Origin of the sequence: Kitasatospora sp. CB01950, assembly GCF_001905465.1 — a bacterium.
Classification (GTDB): domain Bacteria; phylum Actinomycetota; class Actinomycetes; order Streptomycetales; family Streptomycetaceae; genus Kitasatospora.
The window spans coordinates 120,473-143,487 of the sequence record NZ_LISX01000015.1; the positions used below are offsets into that span (position 1 = coordinate 120,473).

At 72.2% G+C, this 23,015-nt stretch carries 20 protein-coding genes and 2 riboswitches; of the genes, 5 read left to right on the forward strand and 15 right to left on the reverse strand.

Annotated features, from left to right (window positions below; all coding sequences use genetic code 11):
• Window positions 1–18: 18 nt before the first annotated feature.
• A complete protein-coding gene (locus AMK19_RS29340; protein WP_073817244.1) occupies window positions 19–834 on the reverse strand; it encodes a chitosanase in 816 nt (271 codons plus the stop codon).
• A gap of 258 nt (window positions 835–1,092) precedes the next feature.
• Here AMK19_RS29340 and AMK19_RS29345 point away from each other — a divergent pair, with 258 nt between their 5' ends.
• Together AMK19_RS29345 and AMK19_RS29350 are read left to right on the forward strand one after the other, a co-directional pair.
• Window positions 1,093–1,581: a GNAT family N-acetyltransferase gene (locus tag AMK19_RS29345; RefSeq protein WP_073817338.1), complete on the forward strand. Its 489-nt coding sequence runs from the start codon at window positions 1,093–1,095 to the stop codon at window positions 1,579–1,581.
• A gap of 137 nt (window positions 1,582–1,718) precedes the next feature.
• Window positions 1,719–2,108 (forward strand): hypothetical protein, encoded by a 390-nt coding sequence (locus AMK19_RS29350; protein WP_073817247.1) that lies wholly within the window; start codon window positions 1,719–1,721, stop codon window positions 2,106–2,108.
• A gap of 144 nt (window positions 2,109–2,252) precedes the next feature.
• Here AMK19_RS29350 and pheT read toward each other — a convergent pair whose 3' ends face one another.
• From pheT to infC, 7 genes are all read right to left on the reverse strand, one after another.
• A complete protein-coding gene (gene pheT / locus AMK19_RS29355) occupies window positions 2,253–4,763 on the reverse strand; it encodes a phenylalanine--tRNA ligase subunit beta (RefSeq protein WP_073817250.1) in 2,511 nt (836 codons plus the stop codon).
• Window positions 4,763–5,884, reverse strand: a complete 1,122-nt coding sequence (gene pheS, locus AMK19_RS29360; protein ID WP_073817253.1) for a phenylalanine--tRNA ligase subunit alpha — start codon at window positions 5,882–5,884, stop codon at window positions 4,763–4,765. Before pheS ends, pheT begins: the two co-directional genes overlap by 1 nt.
• A 130-nt stretch (window positions 5,885–6,014) precedes the next feature.
• Window positions 6,015–7,109, reverse strand: coding sequence for a sensor histidine kinase (locus AMK19_RS29365; RefSeq protein WP_073817256.1), 1,095 nt, complete (start codon window positions 7,107–7,109; stop codon window positions 6,015–6,017).
• Between the two features lie 49 nt (window positions 7,110–7,158).
• Window positions 7,159–8,019, reverse strand: a complete 861-nt coding sequence (locus AMK19_RS29370; protein ID WP_073817259.1) for a TrmH family RNA methyltransferase — start codon at window positions 8,017–8,019, stop codon at window positions 7,159–7,161.
• Between the two features lie 108 nt (window positions 8,020–8,127).
• Window positions 8,128–8,514, reverse strand: a complete 387-nt coding sequence (gene rplT / locus AMK19_RS29375; protein ID WP_073817261.1) for a 50S ribosomal protein L20 — start codon at window positions 8,512–8,514, stop codon at window positions 8,128–8,130.
• A gap of 104 nt (window positions 8,515–8,618) precedes the next feature.
• Complete coding sequence (rpmI, locus tag AMK19_RS29380; RefSeq protein WP_030268653.1) at window positions 8,619–8,813, reverse strand: 50S ribosomal protein L35; 195 nt, start codon at window positions 8,811–8,813, stop codon at window positions 8,619–8,621.
• 133 nt (window positions 8,814–8,946) lie between these two features.
• Window positions 8,947–9,696: a translation initiation factor IF-3 gene (infC, locus tag AMK19_RS29390; protein ID WP_083647470.1), complete on the reverse strand. Its 750-nt coding sequence runs from the start codon at window positions 9,694–9,696 to the stop codon at window positions 8,947–8,949.
• A 462-nt stretch (window positions 9,697–10,158) separates the two neighbouring features.
• On the opposite strand from infC, the gene AMK19_RS29395 reads away from it, so the two are divergent.
• The gene (locus AMK19_RS29395; protein ID WP_073817263.1) at window positions 10,159–10,533 is read left to right on the forward strand and encodes a DUF1844 domain-containing protein; all 375 of its coding nucleotides are present in this window, start codon (window positions 10,159–10,161) and stop codon (window positions 10,531–10,533) included.
• Between the two features lie 735 nt (window positions 10,534–11,268).
• Here the strand turns inward: AMK19_RS29395 and gcvP are convergent.
• On the reverse strand, window positions 11,269–14,139 hold the full coding sequence (gcvP, locus tag AMK19_RS29400) for an aminomethyl-transferring glycine dehydrogenase (protein WP_073817268.1): 2,871 nt from the start codon (window positions 14,137–14,139) through the stop codon (window positions 11,269–11,271).
• Between the two features lie 86 nt (window positions 14,140–14,225).
• Window positions 14,226–14,356, reverse strand: a riboswitch (glycine riboswitch).
• 1 nt (window position 14,357) lies between these two features.
• A riboswitch (glycine riboswitch) is annotated at window positions 14,358–14,464 on the reverse strand.
• Between the two features lie 187 nt (window positions 14,465–14,651).
• Between gcvP and AMK19_RS34650 the strand changes: the two genes are divergently transcribed.
• The gene (locus AMK19_RS34650) at window positions 14,652–15,641 is read left to right on the forward strand and encodes a PRC and DUF2382 domain-containing protein (protein WP_083647471.1); all 990 of its coding nucleotides are present in this window, start codon (window positions 14,652–14,654) and stop codon (window positions 15,639–15,641) included.
• Between the two features lie 156 nt (window positions 15,642–15,797).
• Window positions 15,798–17,267, forward strand: coding sequence for an MFS transporter (locus tag AMK19_RS29415; RefSeq protein ID WP_073817270.1), 1,470 nt, complete (start codon window positions 15,798–15,800; stop codon window positions 17,265–17,267).
• Between the two features lie 218 nt (window positions 17,268–17,485).
• Here the strand turns inward: AMK19_RS29415 and AMK19_RS29420 are convergent, their stop codons facing one another.
• From AMK19_RS29420 to AMK19_RS38515, 6 genes are all read right to left on the reverse strand, one after another.
• Window positions 17,486–18,883 carry a DNA polymerase IV gene (locus tag AMK19_RS29420; protein WP_073817273.1) on the reverse strand — a complete coding sequence of 466 codons (1,398 nt, stop codon included), beginning with the start codon at window positions 18,881–18,883 and terminating at the stop codon, window positions 17,486–17,488.
• Between the two features lie 126 nt (window positions 18,884–19,009).
• Complete coding sequence (locus AMK19_RS29425; protein WP_073817341.1) at window positions 19,010–19,723, reverse strand: SanA/YdcF family protein; 714 nt, start codon at window positions 19,721–19,723, stop codon at window positions 19,010–19,012.
• Window positions 19,724–19,789: 66 nt separating this feature from the next.
• Window positions 19,790–20,467: a MerR family transcriptional regulator gene (locus tag AMK19_RS29430; protein ID WP_073817276.1), complete on the reverse strand. Its 678-nt coding sequence runs from the start codon at window positions 20,465–20,467 to the stop codon at window positions 19,790–19,792.
• 323 nt (window positions 20,468–20,790) lie between these two features.
• Window positions 20,791–21,264 carry a bifunctional nuclease family protein gene (locus AMK19_RS29435; RefSeq protein ID WP_073817280.1) on the reverse strand — a complete coding sequence of 158 codons (474 nt, stop codon included), beginning with the start codon at window positions 21,262–21,264 and terminating at the stop codon, window positions 20,791–20,793.
• Between the two features lie 88 nt (window positions 21,265–21,352).
• Entirely contained in the window at window positions 21,353–22,093 is a 741-nt protein-coding gene (ftsR, locus tag AMK19_RS29440) for a transcriptional regulator FtsR (protein ID WP_073817283.1), read from the reverse strand.
• 65 nt (window positions 22,094–22,158) lie between these two features.
• Complete coding sequence (locus AMK19_RS38515) at window positions 22,159–22,701, reverse strand: FHA domain-containing protein (protein ID WP_043908899.1); 543 nt, start codon at window positions 22,699–22,701, stop codon at window positions 22,159–22,161.
• Window positions 22,702–23,015: the final 314 nt, after the last annotated feature.

Genomic DNA, 23,015 nt, shown 5'->3' on the forward strand with positions numbered 1-23,015 from the left:
ACTCGACCGGCGGTGCGATCAGCTGTTGATCTGGTACGCGTCGCCGTAGACCTTCCACTTCAGCGGCGGGTTCAGGTCGAAGTTCTTGGCGTTCAGGAACACCCGCTGCTCGGTGTCGACCCGGCTGGTGTCGGCGTGCGCCTCCTCCTGCTTCATGACCACCTTCCGGGCGTCCAGGAAGGCGTTCAGGTAGGTCGCCTCGTCGCCGCCCTGGGCGGGCGTCTTGGCCTTCTTCATGGCGGCCGTGCGAATGCCGCCGAAGGAGTCGGAGCTGGTGCCGGGGCCGTGCATCACGATCGCGTCGTAGTAGACGAACTGGCCGAGCGCGCGCAGCCCGTCGGTCTTGGCCTGCTTCACCGAGGGGTTGAAGTACACCCGGTCGCGCTCGTCGTTCTGCGCGGTCTGGAAGACGGCGTCCTTGGCGGCGGCCTTCCAGTCGTTGACGAACGCGCTGCCGAGGCCGGAGTGCGACTCGCTGCCGTTGACCTTCTTCAGCGCGGGCAGGTACTTCGCCAGCACGTTGCCGGACTTGAGGTCGGTGTAGTGCTGCACCAGCTCCAACATGTCGCCGGTGCCCGAACAGAACCCGATGATCCCGGCGGTGTAGCCGCGCCCGTCGCCGATGTCCTCGATGTACCCGTACTGGGCCTTCCAGTCGAGCGAGGAGTTCTCCGCCGAGGAGACCAACTGCATGGCGATGTCCTTCTTGTGCGGGTCGTCCAGGCCCACGGACGCCGCGGCGGCGGTGCCCGTCCCGGCGGCGGCCAGGGTGAGCGGGAGGGCGGCGAACAGGACCGCGAGGGCGGCGCGGGTGGTGCGGTGCTTGGTCTGCATCTGACGCTCCGTCGGCCGGCTGCGGGCACGGGAGTGCCCACAGGAGAGGGTTAGGAAAGTTTCCTAACCAGGATTGAAGCGAACGCCTCGCAGACCCGCAAGACGTCCGACCGGATCTGATGGGTACTCGCCGACAAAGCCGCCGGAACTCGCCCGCCGCCCCCACCGCGCCGACCCACGGCACAGCACGACACGCGACGCAGCACACGGCGGAAAAACCGCTGGACCACCCCGCGCGGCACCGCCATGCTGTCCCGGATGATGATTCGCGACGCCACCCCCGAGGACTGGGCCGCCATCTGGCCGTTCTTCCGACGCATCGTCCGCGCCGGCGAAACCTTCACCTACCCGGTCGACCTCGACGCCGACACCGCCCGCGCCTGGTGGCTGCTGACGGCCCCCAACCGCACCGTCGTCGCCGTGGACGAGGACGGCACCGTCCTCGGCACCGCCAAGATGAACAACAACCAGTGGGGCAACGGCGCGCACGTCGCCGGCGCCAGCTACCTGGTCGACCCCGACCACGCCGGCCGCGGCATCGGCCGCGCCCTGTGCGCGCACAGCCTCGACTGGGCCCGCCAACAGGGCTTCCGCGCCATGCAGTTCAACGCCGTGGTCGCCACCAACACGCCCGCCGTGCGCCTGTACGAGTCCCTCGGATTCACCGTCCTCGGCACCGTCCCGGAGGGCTTCCGCCACCCCGCCCACGGCCTCGTCGGACTGCACATCATGCACCGCCCGCTGTAACGGCCGCGGCCCACCGCGAAGCCGCCACCCCGCCCGAACGACGCCGCCCACCGCGAAACAACCGTCAACCGTGGTGTCCCGCACACCTTTTCGGGACCGAGCCCGCCCCGCGTCGCCGTTCTGGCACAGTGTCCCCCATGCGATCCGTCATCACGCGAACCGCCCTGGGCTGCCTGGCCCTCGGTGTCGCCCTCACTCTCACCTCGTGCGACTTCCCGGGCACCGGCTCCAAGAGCAAGGCCAAGACGCCGGCCGCCGCGGAACCCTCGGACGACAACTGGGACCAGGCGATCGACGCCGAACTCAACATGCTCACCGGCCTGAAGGGCATCAACCCGGACCTGATCGACGATCAGCAGAAGGCGATCGACGCCGCCGCCGAGATCTGCAAGGAGATCAAGAAGCCCTCCGCCGACGGCGCGGGCCTCGGCGCCCTCGCCGTGAGCAAGTTCCCCGACGCCAAGGGCCTCACCCCCGCGGACGGCGACAAGATCGTCACCGTCCTGAAGGACACCACCTGCAAGTAGCCCCACCCGCAATCAGCCCTGCCTGCACACGGCCCACCCGCACGTAGCACCACCCGCAGTCAGCCCCACCCGCAGGCAGACACGACGGAGCCCCGCCGCGCCGCGACCCGAAGGTCCCGGCCCGGCGGGGCTCCGCCCGTCGTGTCAGGCCCCGCGCAGCACCGCGCCGGTGCGCTCCGCGGCCACCGCGACCGCCGACTCGCGCGCCGCGGACGCCTCGTCCGCGGTCAGCGTCCGGTCCGCGGCACGGAAGCGCAGCGTGTACGCCAGCGACTTCTTGCCCTCACCGGCCTGCTCGCCCGTGAACACGTCGAACAGCCGCAGCGACTCCAGCAGTTCGCCCGCACCCTCGCGCAGCGCCGCCTCCACGTCCGCCGCGTGCACGCCCGCGTCCACGATCAGCGCCACGTCCTGCGTCGCCACCGGGTACGCCGAGACCGGCGGGCCGGAGACCCGGCGGCCGTCCTCGAACACCAGGTCCAGGTCGATCTCCATCGCGGAGGTCCGCTCCGGCAGGTGCAGCGCCTTGATGACCCGCGGGTGCAGTTCACCGGCGTGGCCGACGACCTCGTCGCCGACCAGCAGCTCGGCGCAGCGGCCCGGGTGCCACGGCGCGTACTGCGCCTGGCGGACCGTCAGCTCCACGCCCGCGGCCGCGGCGACCGTGCGGGCCGCCTCGATCGCGTCCGCCCAGCCGGACGGCGCGCCCTTGCCCCACCAGCCCGACGGCAGCCGCTCGCCGGTCAGCGCGACGGCGACCCGGCGCGGCTGGTCCGGCAGCGCCGCGTCCAGCTCGGCGAGCTGCTCCTCGGTCGGACGGCGGTCGACCGGCAGTCGCGGCGCGACCTTCGGCTCCGCCTTCGGCAGGAACACCGTGCCCGTCTCGAACAGCGCCAGGTCGGTGTTGCCGCGGCCCACGTTGCGGCGCAGCGCGCCCAGCAGACCCGGCAGCAGCGTGGTGCGCAGCGCCGGCTCGGCGTCGTTCAGCGGGTTGACCAGCTTCACGGTGCGGCGGCGCGCGTCGTCCGCGTCCAGGCCGAGGCCGTCGAACGCGGCCTCGCCGACGAACGGGTACGCGTTGATCTCCACGTAGCCGGCGCCGGCCAGCGCCACGCCGACCCGGCGGTGGAAGCGCTGCGCCTCGCTCAGACCGCGGCCGGGCGGGGTGATGGGCATCCGGGCGGGGACGTTGTCGTAGCCCTCCAGCCGGACGACCTCCTCGACCAGGTCGTACGGGTCGGTCAGGTCGGGCCGCCAGGACGGCGGGGTGACCTCCAGGACGTCCGCGCCGACGACCCCGCAGCCGACCTCCTGCAGGCGGCGGGTGACGGTCTCGCGACCGTACTCGGCGCCGGCGACGCGGTCGGGCAGACCGGCGTCGATGGTGATGGTGCGCACCGGGCGCGGGGCGGCGATGTCGGTGACACCGGCCTCGGCGGTGCCGCCGGCGATCAGCACCAGCAGGTCCACGGCGCGCTGCGCGGCGGCCCGGGTGGCCTCCGGGTCGACGCCGCGCTCGAAGCGCTTGGACGCCTCGGAGGGCAGCTTGTGGCGCTTCGCGGAGCGGGCGATCGCGACCGGCTCGAAGTGCGCGGCCTCGATGATGATCTCGGTGGAGCCGGTGACGACGCCGGTCTCCGGGTCGTAGACCGGTTCCAGGATCTCGGTGGTCGCCCCGCCCATCACACCGGCCAGGCCGATCGGGCCGGAGTTGTCGCAGATCAGCAGGTCCTCGGCGGACAGCTTGCGCTTGACGCCGTCCAGCGTGGTCAGCGTCTCGCCGTCGGCGGCGCGGCGGACCTGGATCGGCCCGTCGACGCGCTCGCGGTCGTACGCGTGCAGCGGCTGGCCGACCTCCAGCATCACGTAGTTGGTGATGTCGACGGCCAGCGAGATCGGCCGGATGCCGGACTTCTGCAGGCGGCGCTGCAGCCAGATCGGCGACTGCGCGGCCGGGTTCACGCCGGTGACGGTGCGCGCCACGAAGCGGTCGCAGCCGACCGGGTCGGCGACCTTCACCAGGTAGCCGTACGAGTTCGCCGGCGGCACGTCCAGCAGCGCCGGGTCGGCCAGCGGCAGGCCGTACGCGGCGGCGGCCTCGCGGGCCACGCCGCGCATCGACAGGCAGTAGCCGCGGTCCGGGGTGACGGCGATGTCGAGGACCTCGTCGACCAGCTGGAGCAGCTCGATCGCGTCGGTGCCGGCCTCGAACTCGGGCGGCAGCACGATGATGCCGTTGTGGTCGTCGCCCATGCCCAACTCGCGGGCGGAGCAGATCATGCCGGCCGAGGTGCGGCCGTAGGTCTGCCGGGCGGAGATCGGGAACGGGCCGGGCAGCACGCCGCCGGGCAGGATCACCACGACCTTGTCGCCGACCCGGAAGTTGGTCGCGCCGCAGACGATCTCCTGCGGCTCGCCGGTGCCGTTGGCGTTGCCCACGTTGACGAAGCAGTGCCGGATCGGCTTCTTGAAGCCGGGCAGTTCCTCGATGGAGAGGACCTCGCCGACCACCAGCGGGCCCTTGATGTCGGTGCCGAGCTGCTCGACCGTCTCGACCTCAAGGCCGGCGCGGACCAGCCGGGCCGCGACGTCGCGTCCGGTCTCACCCGCCGGCAGGTCGACGTACTCGCGCAGCCAGGAAAGCGGGACGCGCATCAGATCTCCATCCCGAACGGGAGGGTGAAGCGGACGTCACCCTCGACCATGTCGCGCATGTCGGCGACGTTGTGACGGTTCATCAGAATCCGCTCCAGGCCCAGGCCGAACGCGAATCCGCTGTAGCGGTTCGGGTCGATGCCCGCGGCGACCAGCACGCGGGGGTTGACCACGCCGCAGCCGCCCAGCTCGATCCAGCCCTCCGAGGAGCAGGTCCGGCACGGACGGTCGGGGTTGCCCACCGAGGCGCCGCGGCACACGAAGCACTGCAGGTCGATCTCGGCGCTGGGCTCGGTGAACGGGAAGTACGAGGGCCGCCAGCGCAGCTCCAGGCCGCCGCCGATCAGCTTCTCCACCAGCACCTCGATGGTGCCCTTCAGGTGGCCGAAGGTCAGGCCCTCGTCCACCGCGATCGCCTCGACCTGGCGGAACACCGGGGTGTGCGTGGCGTCGAGCTCGTCGGTCCGGTACACCCGGCCCGGGGAGACCGCGTACAGCGGCGGCTCGCCGGCCAGCATCGCGCGGATCTGCACCGGCGAGGTCTGGGTGCGCAGCACGATGCCGGAGTCGGCGGTGCCGTCGGGGGCCTCGACGAAGAAGGTGTCCTGCATCGAGCGGGCCGGGTGGTCGGCGTGCAGGTTCAGGGCGTCGAAGTTCAGCCACTCCGCCTCGACCTCGGGGCCGGACGCCACCTGGTAGCCCATCGCGACGAAGGTGTCCTCGATGCGCTCGGCGAGCGTGGTCAGCGGGTGCCGGGCACCGCGCGGGACCCGGCCGTAGGGCAGCGTGACGTCCACCGCCTCCTCGACCAGCACCCGGGCGTCGCGCTCCGCCTCCAGCTCGGCCTGCCGCTTGGCGAGGGCCTGGTTGACCGCTCCGCGGGCCTGGCCGATCAGCTTGCCCGCGGCGGCCTTGGCCTGCGGGGGCAGCGCGCCGATCTCACGGTTGGCGAGCGAGAGCGGGGAGCGGTCGCCGGTGTGCGCGACCTTCGCCTGCTTGAGCTCGTCGAGGTCGGCGGCGGCGGCGAAGGCGGCGATCGCCCCGTCCCGGGCCTGTTCCACCACCTCGGGCTTGAGGGCCTCGACCTCGACCGGGTCGTACGACTTGTTGGGTGCCGACATCTCTATGCTTCCCGTGCTCCTGCTCGTGATCAGGTCTGCTGCCTCGCCGGGCGTCCGCGAGAACGCCAGGGGTCGAGTGTAGTCGCAGGCCGCGACCGGCCACGTGGGGCGACCACCGGGCGGAAGACGATCAGAGCATGAAGTCCGGGATACCGGCGGGCAGCACGAACCGGAACCGGGCCCCGCCGCCCTCGGCCCGACTGATCCGGATCACCCCGCCGTGCGCCTCCACGATGCCCTTCACGATGTACAGCCCGAGGCCCGTCCCGCCGCGCTTGGAGCCCCGCCAGAACCGGGTGAACACCCGCGGCATCGCCTCCTCCGCGATGCCGGTGCCCTGGTCGCTGACGGTGACGGCGGTGCCCTCGATCGTCCGCGGCGGCGAACCGGCGGTCTCCACCACGTCGTTGGCCGGCCCGAGTTCGATCGTCACGGTGCCCTCACCGTGCCGGACCGCGTTCTCCAGCAGGTTCGCCAGCACCTGGTCGATCTTGTCCGGGTCGCCCCACTGCTCGCCCAGCGGCCCCGCGACCCGGATGTCGAACCGCTCCTCGGGGATGCCCGCCGCGACCTTCCCCTCCACGTGCCGGCGCACCGCCGCCGCCAGGTCCAGGCGCTGGCGGCGGATCTCCAGCCGGCCCGCGTCGATCCGCGAGATGTCCAGCAGCTCCGCGATCAGCCGGGTCACCCGGTCCGCGTCCGCGTCGACGGTCTCCAGCATCACCCGCTTCTGGCCGTCGTTGAAGCGCTCCCACTTCGCCAGCAGCGTCGCCGTGAAGCCCTTCACGCTGGTCAGCGGCGACCGCAGCTCGTGCGCGACGGTCGCGATCAGCTCGGCGTGGCTGCGCTCGGTACGCCGACGCGCCTCGGTGCCGCGCAGCGTCACCACCACCCGCCGCACCGGCCCGCCCGGCCGTTCCCGCACGTAGCGGGCGCACACCAGCACCTCGCGTCCGCCGGGCAGCAGCAGGTTCCGCTCGGGCTGCCCGCTGCGCACCGCCAGCCCGCCGTACGGGTCGGTCAGCGGCCACCAGCGCCGCCCGTCCAGGTCCTCCAGCGGCAGCGCCTGCTCCAGCCCGACGCCGATCGCGCAGTGCGCGGAGCGGCCGGTGATGCGTTCGGCGGCCCGGTTGAACACCACCACCCGGCCCTGTGCGTCCGCGACCACCAGCCCGTCCGGCAGGTCGTCCGGTTCCAGGGTCGCCAAGCCGTCGTCGCCGCCCATGGGTGTCCTCCCCCGCCCGCACCGGCTTTGAGGACCGACCCTAGCGCGCTCAGGCCGTACCGCGACACCCGCCGGGGGAGCGCTGGGCGCGCGCGGAGGCGTACAGGCACACGGCGGCGGCCGTGGCGAGGTTCAAGCTCTCCGCGTGCCCGTGAATGGGGACGCGCACCACCTCGTCCGCCAGCGCCCGGGTCTCCTCCGGCAGGCCCCACGCCTCATTGCCGAAAACCCACGCGCACGGGCCCTCCAGGGAGCCCTCGTCGAGCTCCTGGTCCAGGTCGCGCTGCCCGGCGCCGTCCGCGGCCAGCACCCGCACCCCGGCCTCCCGCAGCCGCGCCACCGCCTCCTCCACCGGCACCCCGGTGGCGACCGGCAGGTGGAACAGGCTGCCCACCGACGCCCGCACCGCCTTCGGGTTGTACGGGTCGACCGACGCGTCGGTCAGCACCACCGCGTCCGCGCCCGCCGCGTCCGCCGTCCGCAGCACCGTGCCCGCGTTCCCGGGGTCGCGCACGTGCGCGAGCACCGCGACCAGCTTCGGCCGGGCCGCCAGCACCTGCTCGAACGGCGTGTCGATGAACCGGCACAGCGCGACGATGCCCTGCGGGGTGACGGTGTCGCAGATCTCCGCGATCACCTCTTCGGTCGCGGTCAGCACCGGCAGCCCCTCGGCCTGCGCCGCCTCCACGATCTCGGCGTGCCGCTCGGCGGCCTCCCGGGTCAGGTAGACCTCCACCACGGCGTGCTCCCCGCCGGGCAGCCGCCCGAACGCCACCGCCTCCCGCACGGCCTGCGGGCCCTCGGCCAGGAAACGCCGCTCCTTGCTCCGCTGGTTGCGCTTGGCCAGACGGCGGGCGGCGACGACGCGCGGGGAGCGCAGGGAGGTCAGCAGGGGGGTCTCGGTGCTCATGCTCACGTTCTTCGTCACGGAGGGGCGGGAGGACAAGAGGGAACAACGCACGGACCCGCAGGCCGGGCGGCCTGCGGGTCCGGGAAAGCAGTCAGGGCACGGCCTGGATCAGGCGGCGACCTTGGGGGCGTTGACGTCCTCCGGCAGCGCCTTCTGGGCAACCTCGACCAGCGCGCGGAACGCGACGGTGTCGTGGACCGCGAGCTCGGCGAGCATCTTGCGGTCGATCTCGACGCCCGCGGCCTTCAGACCCTGCACGAAGCGGTTGTAGGTCATGCCGTTCGCGCGGGCAGCGGCGTTGATGCGCTGGATCCACAGCTGACGGAAGTCGCCCTTGCGCTTCTTGCGGTCGTTGAAGTTGTAAACGAGCGAGTGGGTGACCTGCTCCTTGGCCTTGCGGTACAGGCGCGAGCGCTGGCCACGGTAGCCGGAGGCGCGCTCCAGGATGACCCGGCGCTTCTTGTGGGCGTTCACTGCCCGCTTGACGCGTGCCACTTCATTACTCCTTGGTTCCGGACCCCGGGTTCGTGCCGCCGGTCCGTTATTCGATTCGGTCGGAAAGGATCAGCTGTGCCCGCAGCGTGGCCGCAGGCGGGCGATCACTTGCCGAGAAGCTTCTTGATCTTCTTGGCGTCGCCGGGGGCCATCTCGGCGTTGCCGGCCAGCTTGCGGGTCAGCGTCGAGGGCTTGTGCTCAAGCAGGTGGCGACGGCCGGCACGCTCGCGCAGCACCTTCCCGGAGCCAGTGATCTTGAAGCGCTTGCTGGCGCCGCTGTGCGTCTTCTGCTTCGGCATGTCGCCGTATCTCCTCGTCGGTCCGTTCGCGGCCCGCACCCCGGGGGTGCGGGCCGGAACTGGATGGATCTCGTCTCCGGGACGGATGCCCCGGAACCGGTGCCGATCCCGCCCGGATTCTGAACCCGAAGGCTCAGGCGTCCTGGGCGGTCTCGGCGGGCTGCTCGACCTCGGCGGTCTCGGCAACGGGCTCGACCTCGGCGGTCTCGGTCTCCTCGACCTGGTCCACCTCGTCGGCCTCGGTCTCCTCGACCTGGTCAACCTCGTCGACCTCGTCGACCTCGTCGGCCTGATCCGCGGCCGGGCCGCGACCGAGCCGCTCCGCCTTGCGGGCGTCGGCGGCGGCGCGGGCCTCGGCCATCGCCTCGGTCTTCTTCTTGTGCGGGCCGAGAACCATGATCATGTTTCGGCCGTCCTGCTTGGCCGCGGACTCCACGAAGCCGAGCTCCTGGACGTCCTCCGCGAGCCGCTGCAGCAGTCGGAAGCCCAGCTCGGGGCGGGACTGCTCACGACCGCGGAACATGATCGTGATCTTGACCTTGTCGCCCTGCTTGAGGAACCGGACGACGTGACCCTTCTTGGTGTCATAGTCGTGCGGGTCGATCTTCGGCCGGAGCTTCATCTCCTTGATGACCGTGTGCGCCTGGTTCTTGCGCGCCTCACGGGCCTTCATGGCCGACTCGTACTTGAACTTGCCGTAGTCCATGAGCTTGCACACCGGCGGGCGCGCCGTAGCGGCGACCTCGACCAGGTCCAGGTCGTACTCCTGGGCAAGCTCCAGCGCCTTCGCGAGCGGGACGATACCGACCTGCTCGCCGCTGGGACCGACGAGTCGCACCTCGGGGACGCGAATCCGGTCGTTGATGCGGGGCTCGGTGCTGATGGGGCCTCCTCGGTTGCACCTTCTTCGATGCGGCCGTCGGACGGCGGTCGCACGTAGTGGTTTCGACCACTGGGCGGGGCTTCATTCATGCTTCGCTGCCCCTCCGCCGTCTGGCAGAAGCACCGAACGCACGAAAAAAGCCCCGCACGGTACAGGCGGGGCTCCACACGTTCCGGGATGCCCTGACGGACACCACTGGCAGCAAGCATTCCTTGCGGCGCTCGCCACGGACCGGACCCGTCGGCCCTTCGGCCGCTCGGGTGGGAGACTGTCGCGGTTGCCCTCTCGGGCCTCCTGAAGTGGAGCCTCCACTTGCTGGCCTGGCTCCCGAATCGGGTTCCTGGCCGGTCAGTCTCGAAGCATACCAGCGTTCCGGGGCCGACCGGTATTCCGGTCCGCCTCCGCCCGCCTTGTACCCTCCCTTTGTACTGCGCTTTCGCACCAGCATCCCGGAGTGACACCTTGACCAGCCAGCCCGACCACTCGCCCGAGTCCGACCAGGCCATCGGTTTCGACGACCTGACCCGCGACATCGCAGAGGTCCCCGCCGTCGAGGTGATCACCACCGTCGCCGTCCACCTGATGAGCGCCGCCGCCGTCAAGTGCGGCCTGGCCGAGGGCGGCGAGGCCGACAAGGACCTCGACGAGGCCCGCAAGCTGATCACCGCCCTCGCCGGCCTGGTCACCGCCGGAGCCCCCGAGATCTCCAACTTCCACGCCGCCCCCCTCCGCGACGGCCTCCGCTCCCTCCAGCTCGCCTTCCGCGAGGCCTCCCTCGTCCCCGACGCCCCCGGCACCGGCCCCGGCGAAAAGTTCACGGGCCCCGTCTACTCCTGACCCACCCACCCCCCGCCGAAGGCGCCTCCCGCCCCCCTGCCCCGCAGGACCCCGCCGGAGGCGCCTTCGCCTGTCGCCCGCCTCCACCCCCCGCCCCCGTCAGGGGCGCGGAGAACTGCGCGAAGCGGAAGACCCCCAACGCCAGAGCCGCCCGCCGAGAAAACTCCCCCGACGAGCGGCTCTCAGCCCCGCAGGGCCCCCGCAGGCGCCTCTCCCCCACCCGCCTTCCCCCCGCCCCGCCAGGAGCGCATGGAGCGCGTGGAGCGCGAAGCGGAAGACCCTCAACACCAGAGCCGCCCGCCGAGAGAACTCCCCCGGCAAGTGGCTTTCCGCTCCCTGCCCCGCCGGGCCCGCCGCAGGCGCCTTCCCCAGAGCCCTCCCCCCGGGTGGCCTTCCGCTCAGCTCCGCCGAAGCCCGCCGCAGGCGCCTCTCCCCCACCCGCCTTCCCCCGCCCCGCCAGGGGCGCGTGGGGGTACCTCCCGGCCCGCCAGGGCTGGGGGAGAACTGCGCGAAGCGGAAGACCTCCACGCCGAAACCGCCCGCCGAGAGAACTCCCCCGACGAGCGGCTCTCAGTCCCGCAGGGCCCCGCCGGAGGCGCCTTCGCCTTTCGCCCGCCTCCTTCCCCCGCCCCCGTCAGGGGCGCGGGGAACTGCGCGCAGCGGAAGACCTCCAACGCCAGAGCCGCCCGCCGGGGGAACTCCCCCGACGGGCGGCTCTCGCTATGCGGTCACCACTCAGGCGTCGTACTCACTGAGCGGCGGGCACGAGCACACCAGGTTCCGGTCGCCGTACGCGCCGTCGATGCGTCGCACCGCCGGCCAGTACTTGTCCGCCGGGTTCACACCCGCCGGGAAGACCGCCTCCTCGCGGGTGTAGGAGTGCGTCCACTCCCCCGCCAGCATCGCCGCGGTGTGCGGCGCGTTGCGCAGCGGGTTGTCGTCCGCCGCCCACTCGCCCGAGCCGACCTTCTCGATCTCGCCGCGAATGGCGATCATCGCCTCGCAGAACCGGTCGATCTCGTACAGGTCCTCGGACTCCGTCGGCTCGATCATCAGCGTGCCGGCCACCGGGAACGACATCGTCGGCGCGTGGAAGCCGTAGTCGATCAGGCGCTTCGCGATGTCGTCGACGCTGACGCCCGTCTCCTTGCTGAGCGGCCGCAGGTCGATGATGCACTCGTGCGCGACCAGCCCGCCGGGGCCGGTGTACAGCACCGGGAAGTGCGGGGCGAGCCGCTTGGCGATGTAGTTGGCGTTCAGCACGGCCACCTGGGTGGCGCGCTTGAGGCCCTCGCCGCCCATCAGTCGCACGTACGACCAGGAGATCGGCAGGATCGCCGCGGAGCCCCACGGCGCGGCCGAGATCGGGCCGACACCGGTCGCGGGGCCGGCCTCGGCCTGCAGCGGGTGGTTGGGCAGGTACGGCGCGAGGTGCTCGCGCACCGCGACCGGGCCGACGCCGGGGCCGCCGCCGCCGTGCGGGATGCAGAAGGTCTTGTGCAGGTTCAGGTGCGAGACGTCCGCGCCGAACTTGCCGGGCTTGGCGAGGCCGACCAGCGCGTTCAGGTTGGCGCCGTCGACGTAGACCTGGCCGCCGGCCTCGTGGACGAGCGCGCAGATCTCGGTGATCTGGGTCTCGAACACGCCGTGGGTGGACGGGTAGGTGACCATCAGCACGGCGAGCTGCTCACGGTGCTGCTCGATCTTGGCCTTCAGGTCCTCGACGTCGACGTCGCCGTCGGTCAGCGTCTTGACCACGACGACCCGCATGCCGGCCATCGCCGCCGAGGCCGCGTTGGTGCCGTGCGCCGAGGACGGGATCAGGCAGACGTCGCGCTGGGTGTCGCCGTTCGCCCGGTGGTAGGCCCGGACGGCCAGCAGACCGGCCAGCTCGCCCTGCGAGCCCGCGTTCGGCTGGATCGACACGGCGTCGTACCCGGTGACCTCCACCAGCTGCTGCTCCAGCCCGCGGATCAGCGTCAGGAAGCCCGCCGCCTGGTCGACCGGGGCGAACGGGTGCAGCTGCCCGAACTCGGGCCAGGTGATCGGCTCCATCTCGGTGGTCGCGTTGAGCTTCATGGTGCAGGAGCCCAGCGGGATCATGCCGCGGTCGAGCGCGTAGTCACGGTCCGACAGGCGGCGCAGGTAGCGCAGCATCGCCGTCTCGGAGCGGTGGCTGTGGAACACCGGGTGCGTCAGGTACTCGTCCTCGCGCAGCAGCGCGGCCGGCAGCGCGTCCGCGTCCTCGGCGATCTCGCCGGAGACTCCGAACGCGGCGAACACGGCCGCCAGGTGCTCACGCGTCGTCGTCTCGTCGCACGAGACCGACACGCGGTCGCCGTCGACCTTGTACACGTTCACGCCACCGGCCAGCGCCGCGGCGACGACCTCGTCGGCCTTGCCGGGCACGATCGCGGTGACGGTGTCGAAGAACGCCTCGTGGGCGAGCTCGACGCCGCCCGCGCGCAGGCCGGAGGCGAGTGCGGCGGCGTAGCGGTGGGTGCGGCGGGCGATGTCGGCGAGGCCGTCGGGGCCGTGGTAGACGGCGTACATGGAGGCCATCACGGCGAGCAGCACCTGCGCGGTGCAGATGTTGGAGGTGGCCTTCTCGCGGCGGATGTGCTGCTCGCGGGTCTGCAGGGCGAGGCGGTAGGCGCGGTTGCCGTCGGCGTCGACGGAGACGCCGACCAGGCGGCCGGGCAGGTTGCGGGCGTACTCGGCGCGCACGGCGAGGTAGCCGGCGTGCGGGCCGCCGAAGCCCATCGGGACGCCGAAGCGCTGCGAGGTGCCGCAGGCGATGTCGGCGCCGAGCTCGCCGGGCGAGCGCAGCAGGGTGAGGGCGAGCAGGTCGGCGGCGACGGCGACGACCGCGCCGAGCTGGTGGGCCTGCTCGATGACGGGCTTGATCTCGCGCACGGCACCGGACGCGCCGGGGTACTGGAGCAGCACGCCGAAGACGCCGCGTTCGGCGATCTCGGCCGGGATGCCGTCGGACAGGTCGGCGGTGACGACCTCGACGCCGGTCGGTTCGGCGCGGGTCTCGATCACGGCGAGGGTCTGCGGCAGGGTGTCGGCGTCGACCAGGAAGACGCCGCCCTTGACCTTGGTGACGCGCCGGGCCAGCGCCATCGCCTCGGCGGCGGCGGTGCCCTCGTCGAGCAGCGAGGAGCCGGAGGTGGCCATGCCGGTCAGGTCGGAGACCGCGGTCTGGAAGTTGAGCAGGGCCTCCAGGCGGCCCTGGGAGATCTCCGGCTGGTACGGGGTGTAGGCGGTGTACCAGGCGGGGTTCTCGAGGACGTTGCGCAGGATGACCGGCGGGGTGAAGGTGCCGTAGTAGCCGAGGCCGATCATCGAGGTGAGGACCTGGTTGCGGCCGGCGAGCTCGCGGAGCTCGGCGAGGACCTGGGCCTCGCTGCGGCCGGCGGGCAGGCCGAGCGCGGTGAGGCTGCGGATGGCGTCCGGCACGGCGGCGTCGGACAGTTCGTCCAGCGAGGTGTAGCCGACCTGGGCCAGCATCTTCTGCTGGGCGTCGCTGTCGGGGCCGATGTGGCGGTGCTCGAAGGGGCTGGCCTGCTCAAGCTCGGTGAGCGTCGGCTGGGCGTTCATGGGGGTCGGGCCTCCTGGTCGCGGACCGGCGGTGGTACGCACGCCGGCCGGCCGCTGTGGGAGCGTCGGGGCGCACGAACCCGTCAGCCTCCCCCTCTGTCATCGGTACCTGAGAGCTTCGCGCGCCCGGGTGGTGGCCCGGTCGGCTTGCACCGTCGGCGAGAGCAGCGTCCGATGGCTTCGGTGCCGACGGTCCTGCCCTGCTTTCCAGAGTGACCTGGTCCCACTCGGTACGGATGCCTGAGAGATTCCGGGGAGGGGTTGCTCCTTCGGCGTCCCGCAACCCTCTCGAATCAGGGGGCCGGGACTCTCCCGAGCGGGCTCGGCGGTCGCCGCCCAGGGTACCAGCGCCGACCTGGACGATCACCGGTACGGCCCTGCGAACCGCCCCGTACGGCGGCGCTCGGAGCGACACCGTCCGTTACGTGCCTTTTGGTGTGGAATAGCGGTCCGGCACGCTCCTCCGACCGCTCCCCCGACGGGTCTCCCAGGAGCAGCAACCGGAGGACAGCGTGCAGACCGATATCGATCCGCGCGACCTGATCGGACACAAGGCGGTCGACCGGAACGGTGACAAGATCGGCACGGTCGACGAGGTGTACCTGGACGACGCGACCGGGGAGCCGGAGTGGGCGGCCGTCCGCACCGGGATCTTCGGCCGGGACGCCTTCGTCCCGCTGACCACCAGCGAGTTCTCCGGCGACGAGCTGCACGTCCCGTACGACAAGTCGCTGATCAAGGAGTCCCCGGACTTCGGGGTGGGCCAGCACCTCTCGCCGGAGCAGGAGCTGGAGCTGTACCGCTACTACGGCCTGGACACGGCGGGCGGCCGGCAGCCCGCCGTGTTCGCCGCGGCGCCCCCGGCCGGCCCGAAGGAGTACTCGGAGAAGGTCGCCGACCGCGACTTCGGCGACCTCGCCTCCGCCTCGCCCGGCCCGGTCCAGGGCCCGGCCCCGGCGCCGCCGGGCTACGCCCCGCCGAAGCCGAAGGCCGCGCCGGAGCAGCCGGCCCGCCCCGCCGAGCCGGCCGCCCCGACCGACCACCCCCGCAAGCAGAACGCGCCGGTGGAGATCACCTGCCGCGAGGAGCGACTGGACATCACCACCGAGTGGCACACCGTCGGCACCACCCGGCTGCGTAAGTACGTGACCACCGAGGCGGTGGAGCGCCGGGTGCCGCTGGTGCGCGAGCGGGTGCGGGTGGAGCGCATCCCGGTGTCGGAGGCGGAGCGCGCGGCACTGAGCGACCAGGAGATCGCCGAGGCTGTCGAGGAGGTCACCCTGCGCGAGGAGCGCCCGGTGGTCCGCAAGTACCTGGCGCCGGTGGAACGGGTGCGGCTGGTGGTGGAGCGGTACACCGAGGAGGAGGTGGTCCGCGAGGAGCTGCGCCGCGAGCAGGTCGAGGTGCACGGCCCGACCACCGCCGCGGACGGCGACGCCTCCGCCCGGCAGCACCAGCCGTGGAACGCGCAGCCGCAGTCTCCGGCGACCTCTCCGGTCTGACGGATCGCCAACTCCCGGCCCCGGTCCGCCTCGGCGGGCCGGGGCTTCGACTTTGCCAAAGTTTAACCATTAGATATTTGACAGATTGAAGCATCTCCCTGGATCGTTACTTCAGTTCCTGCACTATCGCCGTATGAAACAACCCGGAGGATTCCCGTGAGTGAGGCACCACAGCCCACCGCCGCGGCTGCCAAACCCACCAGCGCCAAGGTCCTGCCTGCGCTGATCCTCGCCATGCTGGCCTACAGCGTGGTCCAGACCGCGGTCGTCCCGATCCTTCCGAGCCTGGCCGCCGAGCTGAAGGTGTCGGGCTCCGACATCACCTGGCTGATGACGGCCAACCTGCTCTCCGCAGCGGTCCTCACCCCGCTGCTGGGCCGCTTCGGCGACCTGCGCGGCCGCAAGCCCGTGCTGCTGATCTCGCTGGCCGGCCTGGTGCTCGGCTCCGGCCTCGCGGTCTGCACCCACTCCTTCGGCCTGCTGGTCGTCGCCCGGGTGCTCCAGGGCGCGGGCGGCGGCGTGCTGCCGCTGGCGATCGCCATCGTCCGTGACGAACTGCCGAAGCAGAAGGTCACCGCCGGCGTCGCCGCCATCTCCGCCTCGATGGGCGTCGGCTCCGGCCTCGGTCTGGTCGCCACCGGCCTGCTGCTGGAGCACTGGGACTACAAGTCGATCTTCTGGATGGGCCTGATCTTCGGTCTGGCCGCCGTCGCGCTGGTGATCCTGCGGGTGCCCAGCGACCCGGTCGTCGACAAGAACGGCGGCGCCGACCCGCTCGGCGCGCTCACCCTGGCCGGCTGGCTGTCCGCCCTGCTGATCGCCGTCAGCCGCGGCAACGAATGGGGCTGGGGCTCCACTCGCACCCTCGGCCTGTTCGCCGTCGCCGCCGTCGTCGCCCTGCTGTGGCTGCTGGTCGAGGCCAAGGTCGCCCACCCGCTGGTCGACCTGAAGATGATGGCCCGCCCCGCCGTCGCCTTCACCAACATCTCCGGCCTGCTCATCGGCTTCGGCATGTACGGCTCGTTCATGGTGATCAGCAACTTCGCGCAGACCCCGGAGAAGCTCACCCACTACGGCTTCACCGCCACCGTCCTGCACGCCGGCATCATGCTGCTGCCCTCCGCGATCGGCTCCATGGTCGCCGCCCCCGTCGGCGCCCTGCTCATCGCCCGCCGCGGCCCCCGCCTCCCGCTGGTCCTCGGCGGCCTGCTCGGCGCCGTCGCCATGGCCTACCTGGCGCTGCGCCACGACGCCGAGTTCGACATCTACTTCTCCTCCGCCGTCTTCGGCCTCGGCGTCGGCCTGGCCTACGCCGCCATGCCCGCCTACATCAACGGCGCCGTCCCCGCCGAGCAGTCCGGCATCGCCAACGGCATGAACGCCGTCCTGCGCACCGTCGGCGGCGCCATCGGCACCGCCGTGATGGCCGCGATCCTCACCGGCAACACCCTCAAGCTCCCCATCCCGGTCCACCTCCCCACCCTGAACGCCTACCAGAACGCGTTCTGGGTCGCCGGAGCCATGTGCCTGGTCGCCGCGGTCGTCCCCTTCGCCATCCGCGCCACCGAGCCCATCTCCACCCCCACCGAGCAGCCCACCCCGGCCCTCGCCAAGACCGACGCCTGACGGCGTCCCCCTCGCGTACTGGACACACGCGAGTCACACGGACACCCCCCGCCCAGGGCATCGGCGGGGGGTGTCCGTCTTGCACGACCGGACGCGAAGCCCGAGGCGCGAGCGGGTGCGAAAACAGGGGCGCGAGGAACTGCGCGCCCAGCCACCCCCTCCCCCAACTCGCCTCCCCTACCTGCCGCCCCACCCCCAAGGCACCCCCAGCTGCCGCCCTACCCCTCAACCGCCGGAGGCCTGAGCGGAAGCGCCCCCGAAGCCTCCAACCCGTCGTCATCCACCGAAAACGTCCGCACCCGCCCCGGCCGCTCCGAGTACGGCGTCTCGAACCGCACCGTCACCCGCCCGACCCCGCTCCCCTGCACCCACCCCGGCCCGTACTCCCGGTGCGTCACGTCCTGCCCCGGCCACCACCGCCGGACCACGGGCTCGGCCGGCACCTCCTCCACCTCACCGACCTCCGCCTCGTCCCCCTCCCCTTCCTTCTCCTTCTCCCTCTCTCCCCTCTCCTCCCGCTCCAACTGCGCGAACAGATCCTCCTGCGTGTAGTCCGCGAGCTGCGTAACACCCACCCCCAGCAGCCGCACACCTCCCGTGATGTCCACCTGCATCGCCAGGCGCCGCGCCGTCGCGCCGATCACCTCGGGATCGTCCGTCGGCCCCCGCAGCGTCTCCGACCGGGTCAGCGTCGAGAAGTCGAACCGCCGCACCTTCAGCACCACCGTCCGCCCCGACCGTCCGGCCGCCCGCAGCCGTCGCACGCACCGCGCGGACAACTGGTCGATCTCGCGCAGAATGCGGTCCCGATCGGCCAGGTCGACCTCGAACGTGTCCTCCACCGAGACCGACTTCGCGTCCCGGTCCGGCACCACCGGCCGCTCGTCCCACCCCAGCGCCATCTGGAAGACGCCCGCCCCGTGCGCCTTCCCCAGCAACCCGACCAAATCCTCGAACCCGGCCTCCGCCAGATCCGCGACGGTCGTCAGCCCGGCCCGCCGCAGCGCCTGCTCGGTGGCCGGCCCGATGCCCGGCAGCGCCCGCACCGGCATCGGCGCGAGCACCGACTGCTCCGATCCGGGTTCGATCAGCACCAGCCCGTCCGGTTTGGCCTGCTCGGAGGCGATCTTCGCCATCAGCTTGGACGCGGCGGCCCCGACCGAGGCCGTCAGCCCGGTCCGCTCCACGATGTCCGCCCGCAGGTCCTCCGCCAGCGCCAGCACCAGCTGCGCACCCTCGGCGGGCGTCGCGGCGGCCAGCGCCGGCCCGTACGGCCCGGCCTCCAGGTCGACGAACGCCTCGTCCAGGCTGAGCGGTTCGACCAGCGGGGAGCGCTCCCGCAGCAGGCCCATGACGATCTCGCTGTTGGCCCGGTACGCCTCGAACCGGCCGGTCAGGAACGCCGCGTTCGGGCAGAGCCGCCGCGCCTGCGCCATCGGCATCGCCGAGTGCAAGCCGAACTTCCGCGCCTCGTACGAGGCAGTGGCCACCACGCCCCGCCCGCCGAGACCGCCCACGACCACCGGCTTTCCGCGCAGGCTCGGCTTGGACGCCTGCTCCACCGCCGCGAAGAAGGCGTCCATGTCGAGGTGGATGATGCTCGGCACGGACCGCACCGCCCGATCATCCCGCGCCCCACCGACAATCCCCGGGCAATCCCCCGCCCGAACCACCGAACCGAGCCCCCCACCCAGCCCGCGCCCGGCCCCATGCAGCCCGACCGTCCCCTCCCCGCCGGGGCCCTACCCTCGCGCCGCGTCCGCCAACGCCCGCGCCACCCCGTCCTCGTGCCGCCCCAGCAGCGCCGGATCGGGCCGCACGACCACATTCAGGAACGCCTTCGCCGCGCTGCCGATCTCCCGCACCTCGCCGTAGCGCCAGGTGGTGTCGTGCCACTCCTCCACGCCGACGCCGGACGAGTCGATCCCGGCGGCCCGGCACAGCGCCAACGCCCGCCGCACATGGAAGGTCTGACTGATCAGCACCGCCTTGTTCACCCCGAATATGCGGTGCGCGCGGGTGCAGGAGTCCCAGGTGTCGAAGCCCGCGTAGTCGCCGACCACTCGCACCTCGGGCACGCCGCGTTCGATCAGGTAGGCGCGCATCGCGTCGGTCTCGTCGTACTCGCGGGTGCCGTTGTCGCCGGTCACCAGGATCGCCTGCACCTTGTCCGCCCGGTACAGCTCCACGGCGGCATCCAGCCGGTGCGCCAGGTACGGGGAGGGCTTGCCCTCCATCAGGCCGGCGCCGAACACCACCGCGACCGGCGCGACCGGCACGCTCTGCACGGTGCCGATCTTGTGGTTCTGCGTCACGAAGAGCCAGGCGTTCGGGGTGACGCCCAACGCCGCGCACACCACCAGCGCCTGGAACCAGCGCCGCTGCCCACGCCTGCTGCCCCAACCGGACGGCCGCCGCGTCAGCAGCCACCGTCCGCGCCGCCCGAGCCCCTGCATGATCGTCTGCACACGGGAGTGGACGAACCGCCCACCCGACCGGTTCCCGGGGCCGTGGCCGGCCGGTCAGACCGCGCGGTTGCGGCGCTGCGCCAGCTCGTCGGCCGGGTCGTGCCCGAACAGCGTCTCGCCGGTGTCGGTGCGCTCGCCGTGCAGTCGGCCGAGGGTGGCCTCCAGCTCCTGCCGGACCGCGCCGACCGCGATGCCGAACACGCCCTGGCCACCGTTCAGCAGATCGACGACCTGCTGCGGGGAGGTGCACTCGTACACCGTCGCGCCGTCGCACATCAGGGTCAGGCCGGCCAGCCCGGCCTGGTCCGCGGACTGCAGGTGGGTGACGGCGACCCGGATGTTCTGCAGCGAGACCCCGGCGTCCAGCAGCCGCTTGACGATCTTCAGCAGCAGGATGTCCCGGAAGCTGTACAGCCGCTGCGCGCCGGCCGGGTGGCCGGTGCGCACCGAGGGCTCCAGCAGGCCGGTGCGCGCCCAGTAGTCGAGCTGCCGGTAGGTGATGCCGGCGGCCGCGCAGGCCGTGGGCCCGCGGTAGCCGACCAGGGCGGAGGTGGGGGTGAGCCGTTCGATCGCGGGCTGCCCGGGCTGGACGGCCGGGAAACGGCCGAGTCGGGGCAGGTCGTCACCGTCCGGTTCGGGCCGCCAGGGCCGCCCGATCGGACCGCGGCCGGCGCGCGGCACGTGCACCGCGCACAGGGCTCCGGAACGCGTCTCGTCGCCGGTGCCGCTCATCGCCAACCTCCGTCCATTCCGCCTCAAGGCCCCTGTGGCCCCGCACGGACCCGAAGGGCCCAGGCTGCGGGCGGCCCGTCCGGCGGGCCATCACCTGACGGTAGGCAGTGGCCCGAGCACCGTCAACGATCGCCACGCCGGGGCCTCGCACAAACTTCACCCCATCGAGTGGTTATTCGTGCCCCATGTGCGGGTAGCGGAATGGATTTCTACCACAGCCGAGTTGCGGGCCGTGGTCTGCCCCGCTAGCAGAGCGTCCAGCACCGGTCACCGGTGGTCGCCCCGCCGCAGGAACGGTCGGCCGCTGCGGGCCGAACGGGCGGCTACTGCGGGCCGCCGCCGAAGTCCTCCGGCGAGACCTGGTCCAGGAACTCCCGGAACTTCTCGACCTCGTCCTCCTGCTCGTCCGGGATCGAGATGCCGGCCTCCGCCAGCACCTCCTCGCTCCCGAAGATCGGCGTACCGGTGCGCAGCGCCAGCGCTATCGCGTCGGACGGCCGCGCGCTGACCTCCACACCGCCGGAGAACACCAGGTTCGCGTAGAACACCCCGTCCCGAAGGTCGTTGATCCGCACCTCGGTCAGCTGCTGGCCGGTCGCCTCCAGCACGTCCTTGAACAGGTCGTGCGTCAGCGGCCGCACCGGAGTCATGCCCTGCTGGGCGAAAGCGATCGCGGTGGCTTCCCCCGGCCCGATCCAGATCGGCAGGTAGCGGTCCCCGCCGACCTCCCGCAGCAGCACGATCGGCTGGTTGGAGGGCATCTCCACCCGGACACCCACAACATCGAGCTCATTCACACCAGCAACCCTATGGCGCGCGCCCCCGATAGGAAAGCGCAGCAGGCACCGGCCGCCGCGATCCGGACGCCGCCCGCCCGTCGGCCGCTCATGTCCGCACCCGCAGCCCCGCCTGGACCATCGCCGCGTGCAACCGCACCGACAGCGTCGCCAGCTCCCGCGCCGTCGCCTCCGCGTGCGCCCGGGTCTGCGGGTTGCGGTGCCGCCGCAACGGCGCCACCACCTGCTCCACCAGCGAGACCTCGCGGTCCGCGGCCGCCTTCATCGCTCGCAGGTGCCGCGGCTCCAGACCGAACCGTCCCAGCTCCGCCACCAGCCGCGCGATCTGCAGCGCCTCGCCGTCGTACCCGCCGTCCGGCCCAGGCTGCACCAGTCCGTACGCCTCCCACTCGACGAGTTCCCGCTCCTCCGCCTCCGCCGCCGCGATCAGCTCGGCCCGGCCCAGCCGCACCCCGCCCACCGACGACGACCCGGCCAGCTCCCGGTCCGCCTCCTCCATCGGCCCCGGACGCGCGTCCGGCCCCGGCAGCGCCGGCGGCTGCTCGCCGCGCTCGATCGCGTCCAGGTGCTCGCGGATCACCCGCAACGGCAGATAGTGGTCGCGCTGCATCCGCAGCACGTACGCCAGCCGCTCCACGTCCGCCGCCGAGAACTTCCGGTAGCCGGACGGAGTGCGCTGCGGCTCGACCAGGCCCTCCGCCTCCAGGAAGCGGATCTTCGAGATCGTCACCTCCGGGAAGTCGTCCCGAAGGAAGGCCAGCACCGCGCCGATGGACAGCAGTTCGTCACCCCGCCGGCGCGCCTCGCCCGCGCGGCGCGAAGCCGGCACGGGCGAGGACCCGAGGGACGGGGTCGGAGTCTGTGGGGTCACTCGGGCTCCAAACGGAGAAGTGGTCAGTACCCCCGGTGGTGACTGGCGAAGAACACCAGCCGGTACTTACCGATCTGCACCTCGTCGCCGTTGCTCAGCAGCACCTCGTCGATCCGCTCCCGGTTGACGTAGGTGCCGTTCAGGCTGCCCACGTCCGCGACCGAGAAGCCACCGTCGGGCTGCCGGCGGAACTCCACGTGGCGACGCGACACCGTCACGTCGTCCAGGAAGATGTCCCCCTGCGGGTGACGGCCCGCCGTGGTCACGTCCGAGTCGAGCAGGAACCGGCTCCCCGAGTTCGGGCCACGCTGCACGATCAGCAGCGCCGAACCCGGCGGCAGCGCGTCGATCGCCGCCATCACCTCGGCCGACAGCGTCGGAGTGGCGCCCGTCGACGTCGCGGTCGGGTCGTACGACTCGATGCCGGAGATCGAAATGGTCGACGTGGTCTCCGCCGCCCCCTCCGGGAAACCGCCGCCACGCAGCTGAGTACCGCAGTTCGAGCAGAACCGGGCCTGCGCCGGGTTCTGGTTCCCGCACCGCGGGCACGGGCTGGTGCCAGCCATGTTCACAGCCTCCTGGCGCGGCACGCCCGACTGGGGGTGCCCGGCGTAGGTGTCCGGGGCAAACCCTCCACCGGAGGTTGAGGGTCCTGACGGGAAACCTATGCGCGGCGCGCCCGACGAATCAACCGACGCGCCGTAACCCGCGTCGATCTGCCCGGTCGGCACGCCGGCTCCCTGGGTCACGTCCTCCCGGTACATCGGACGCCGCCCGTCCGGCGCCGGACGCGCCGCCGGCACCCCGGCGTCGTCCTGGCGGTACCGGGCGGTCGGCGCTTCCGCCGCCTTCTTGTTACGGCCGAAAAGCTTCGAGAAAA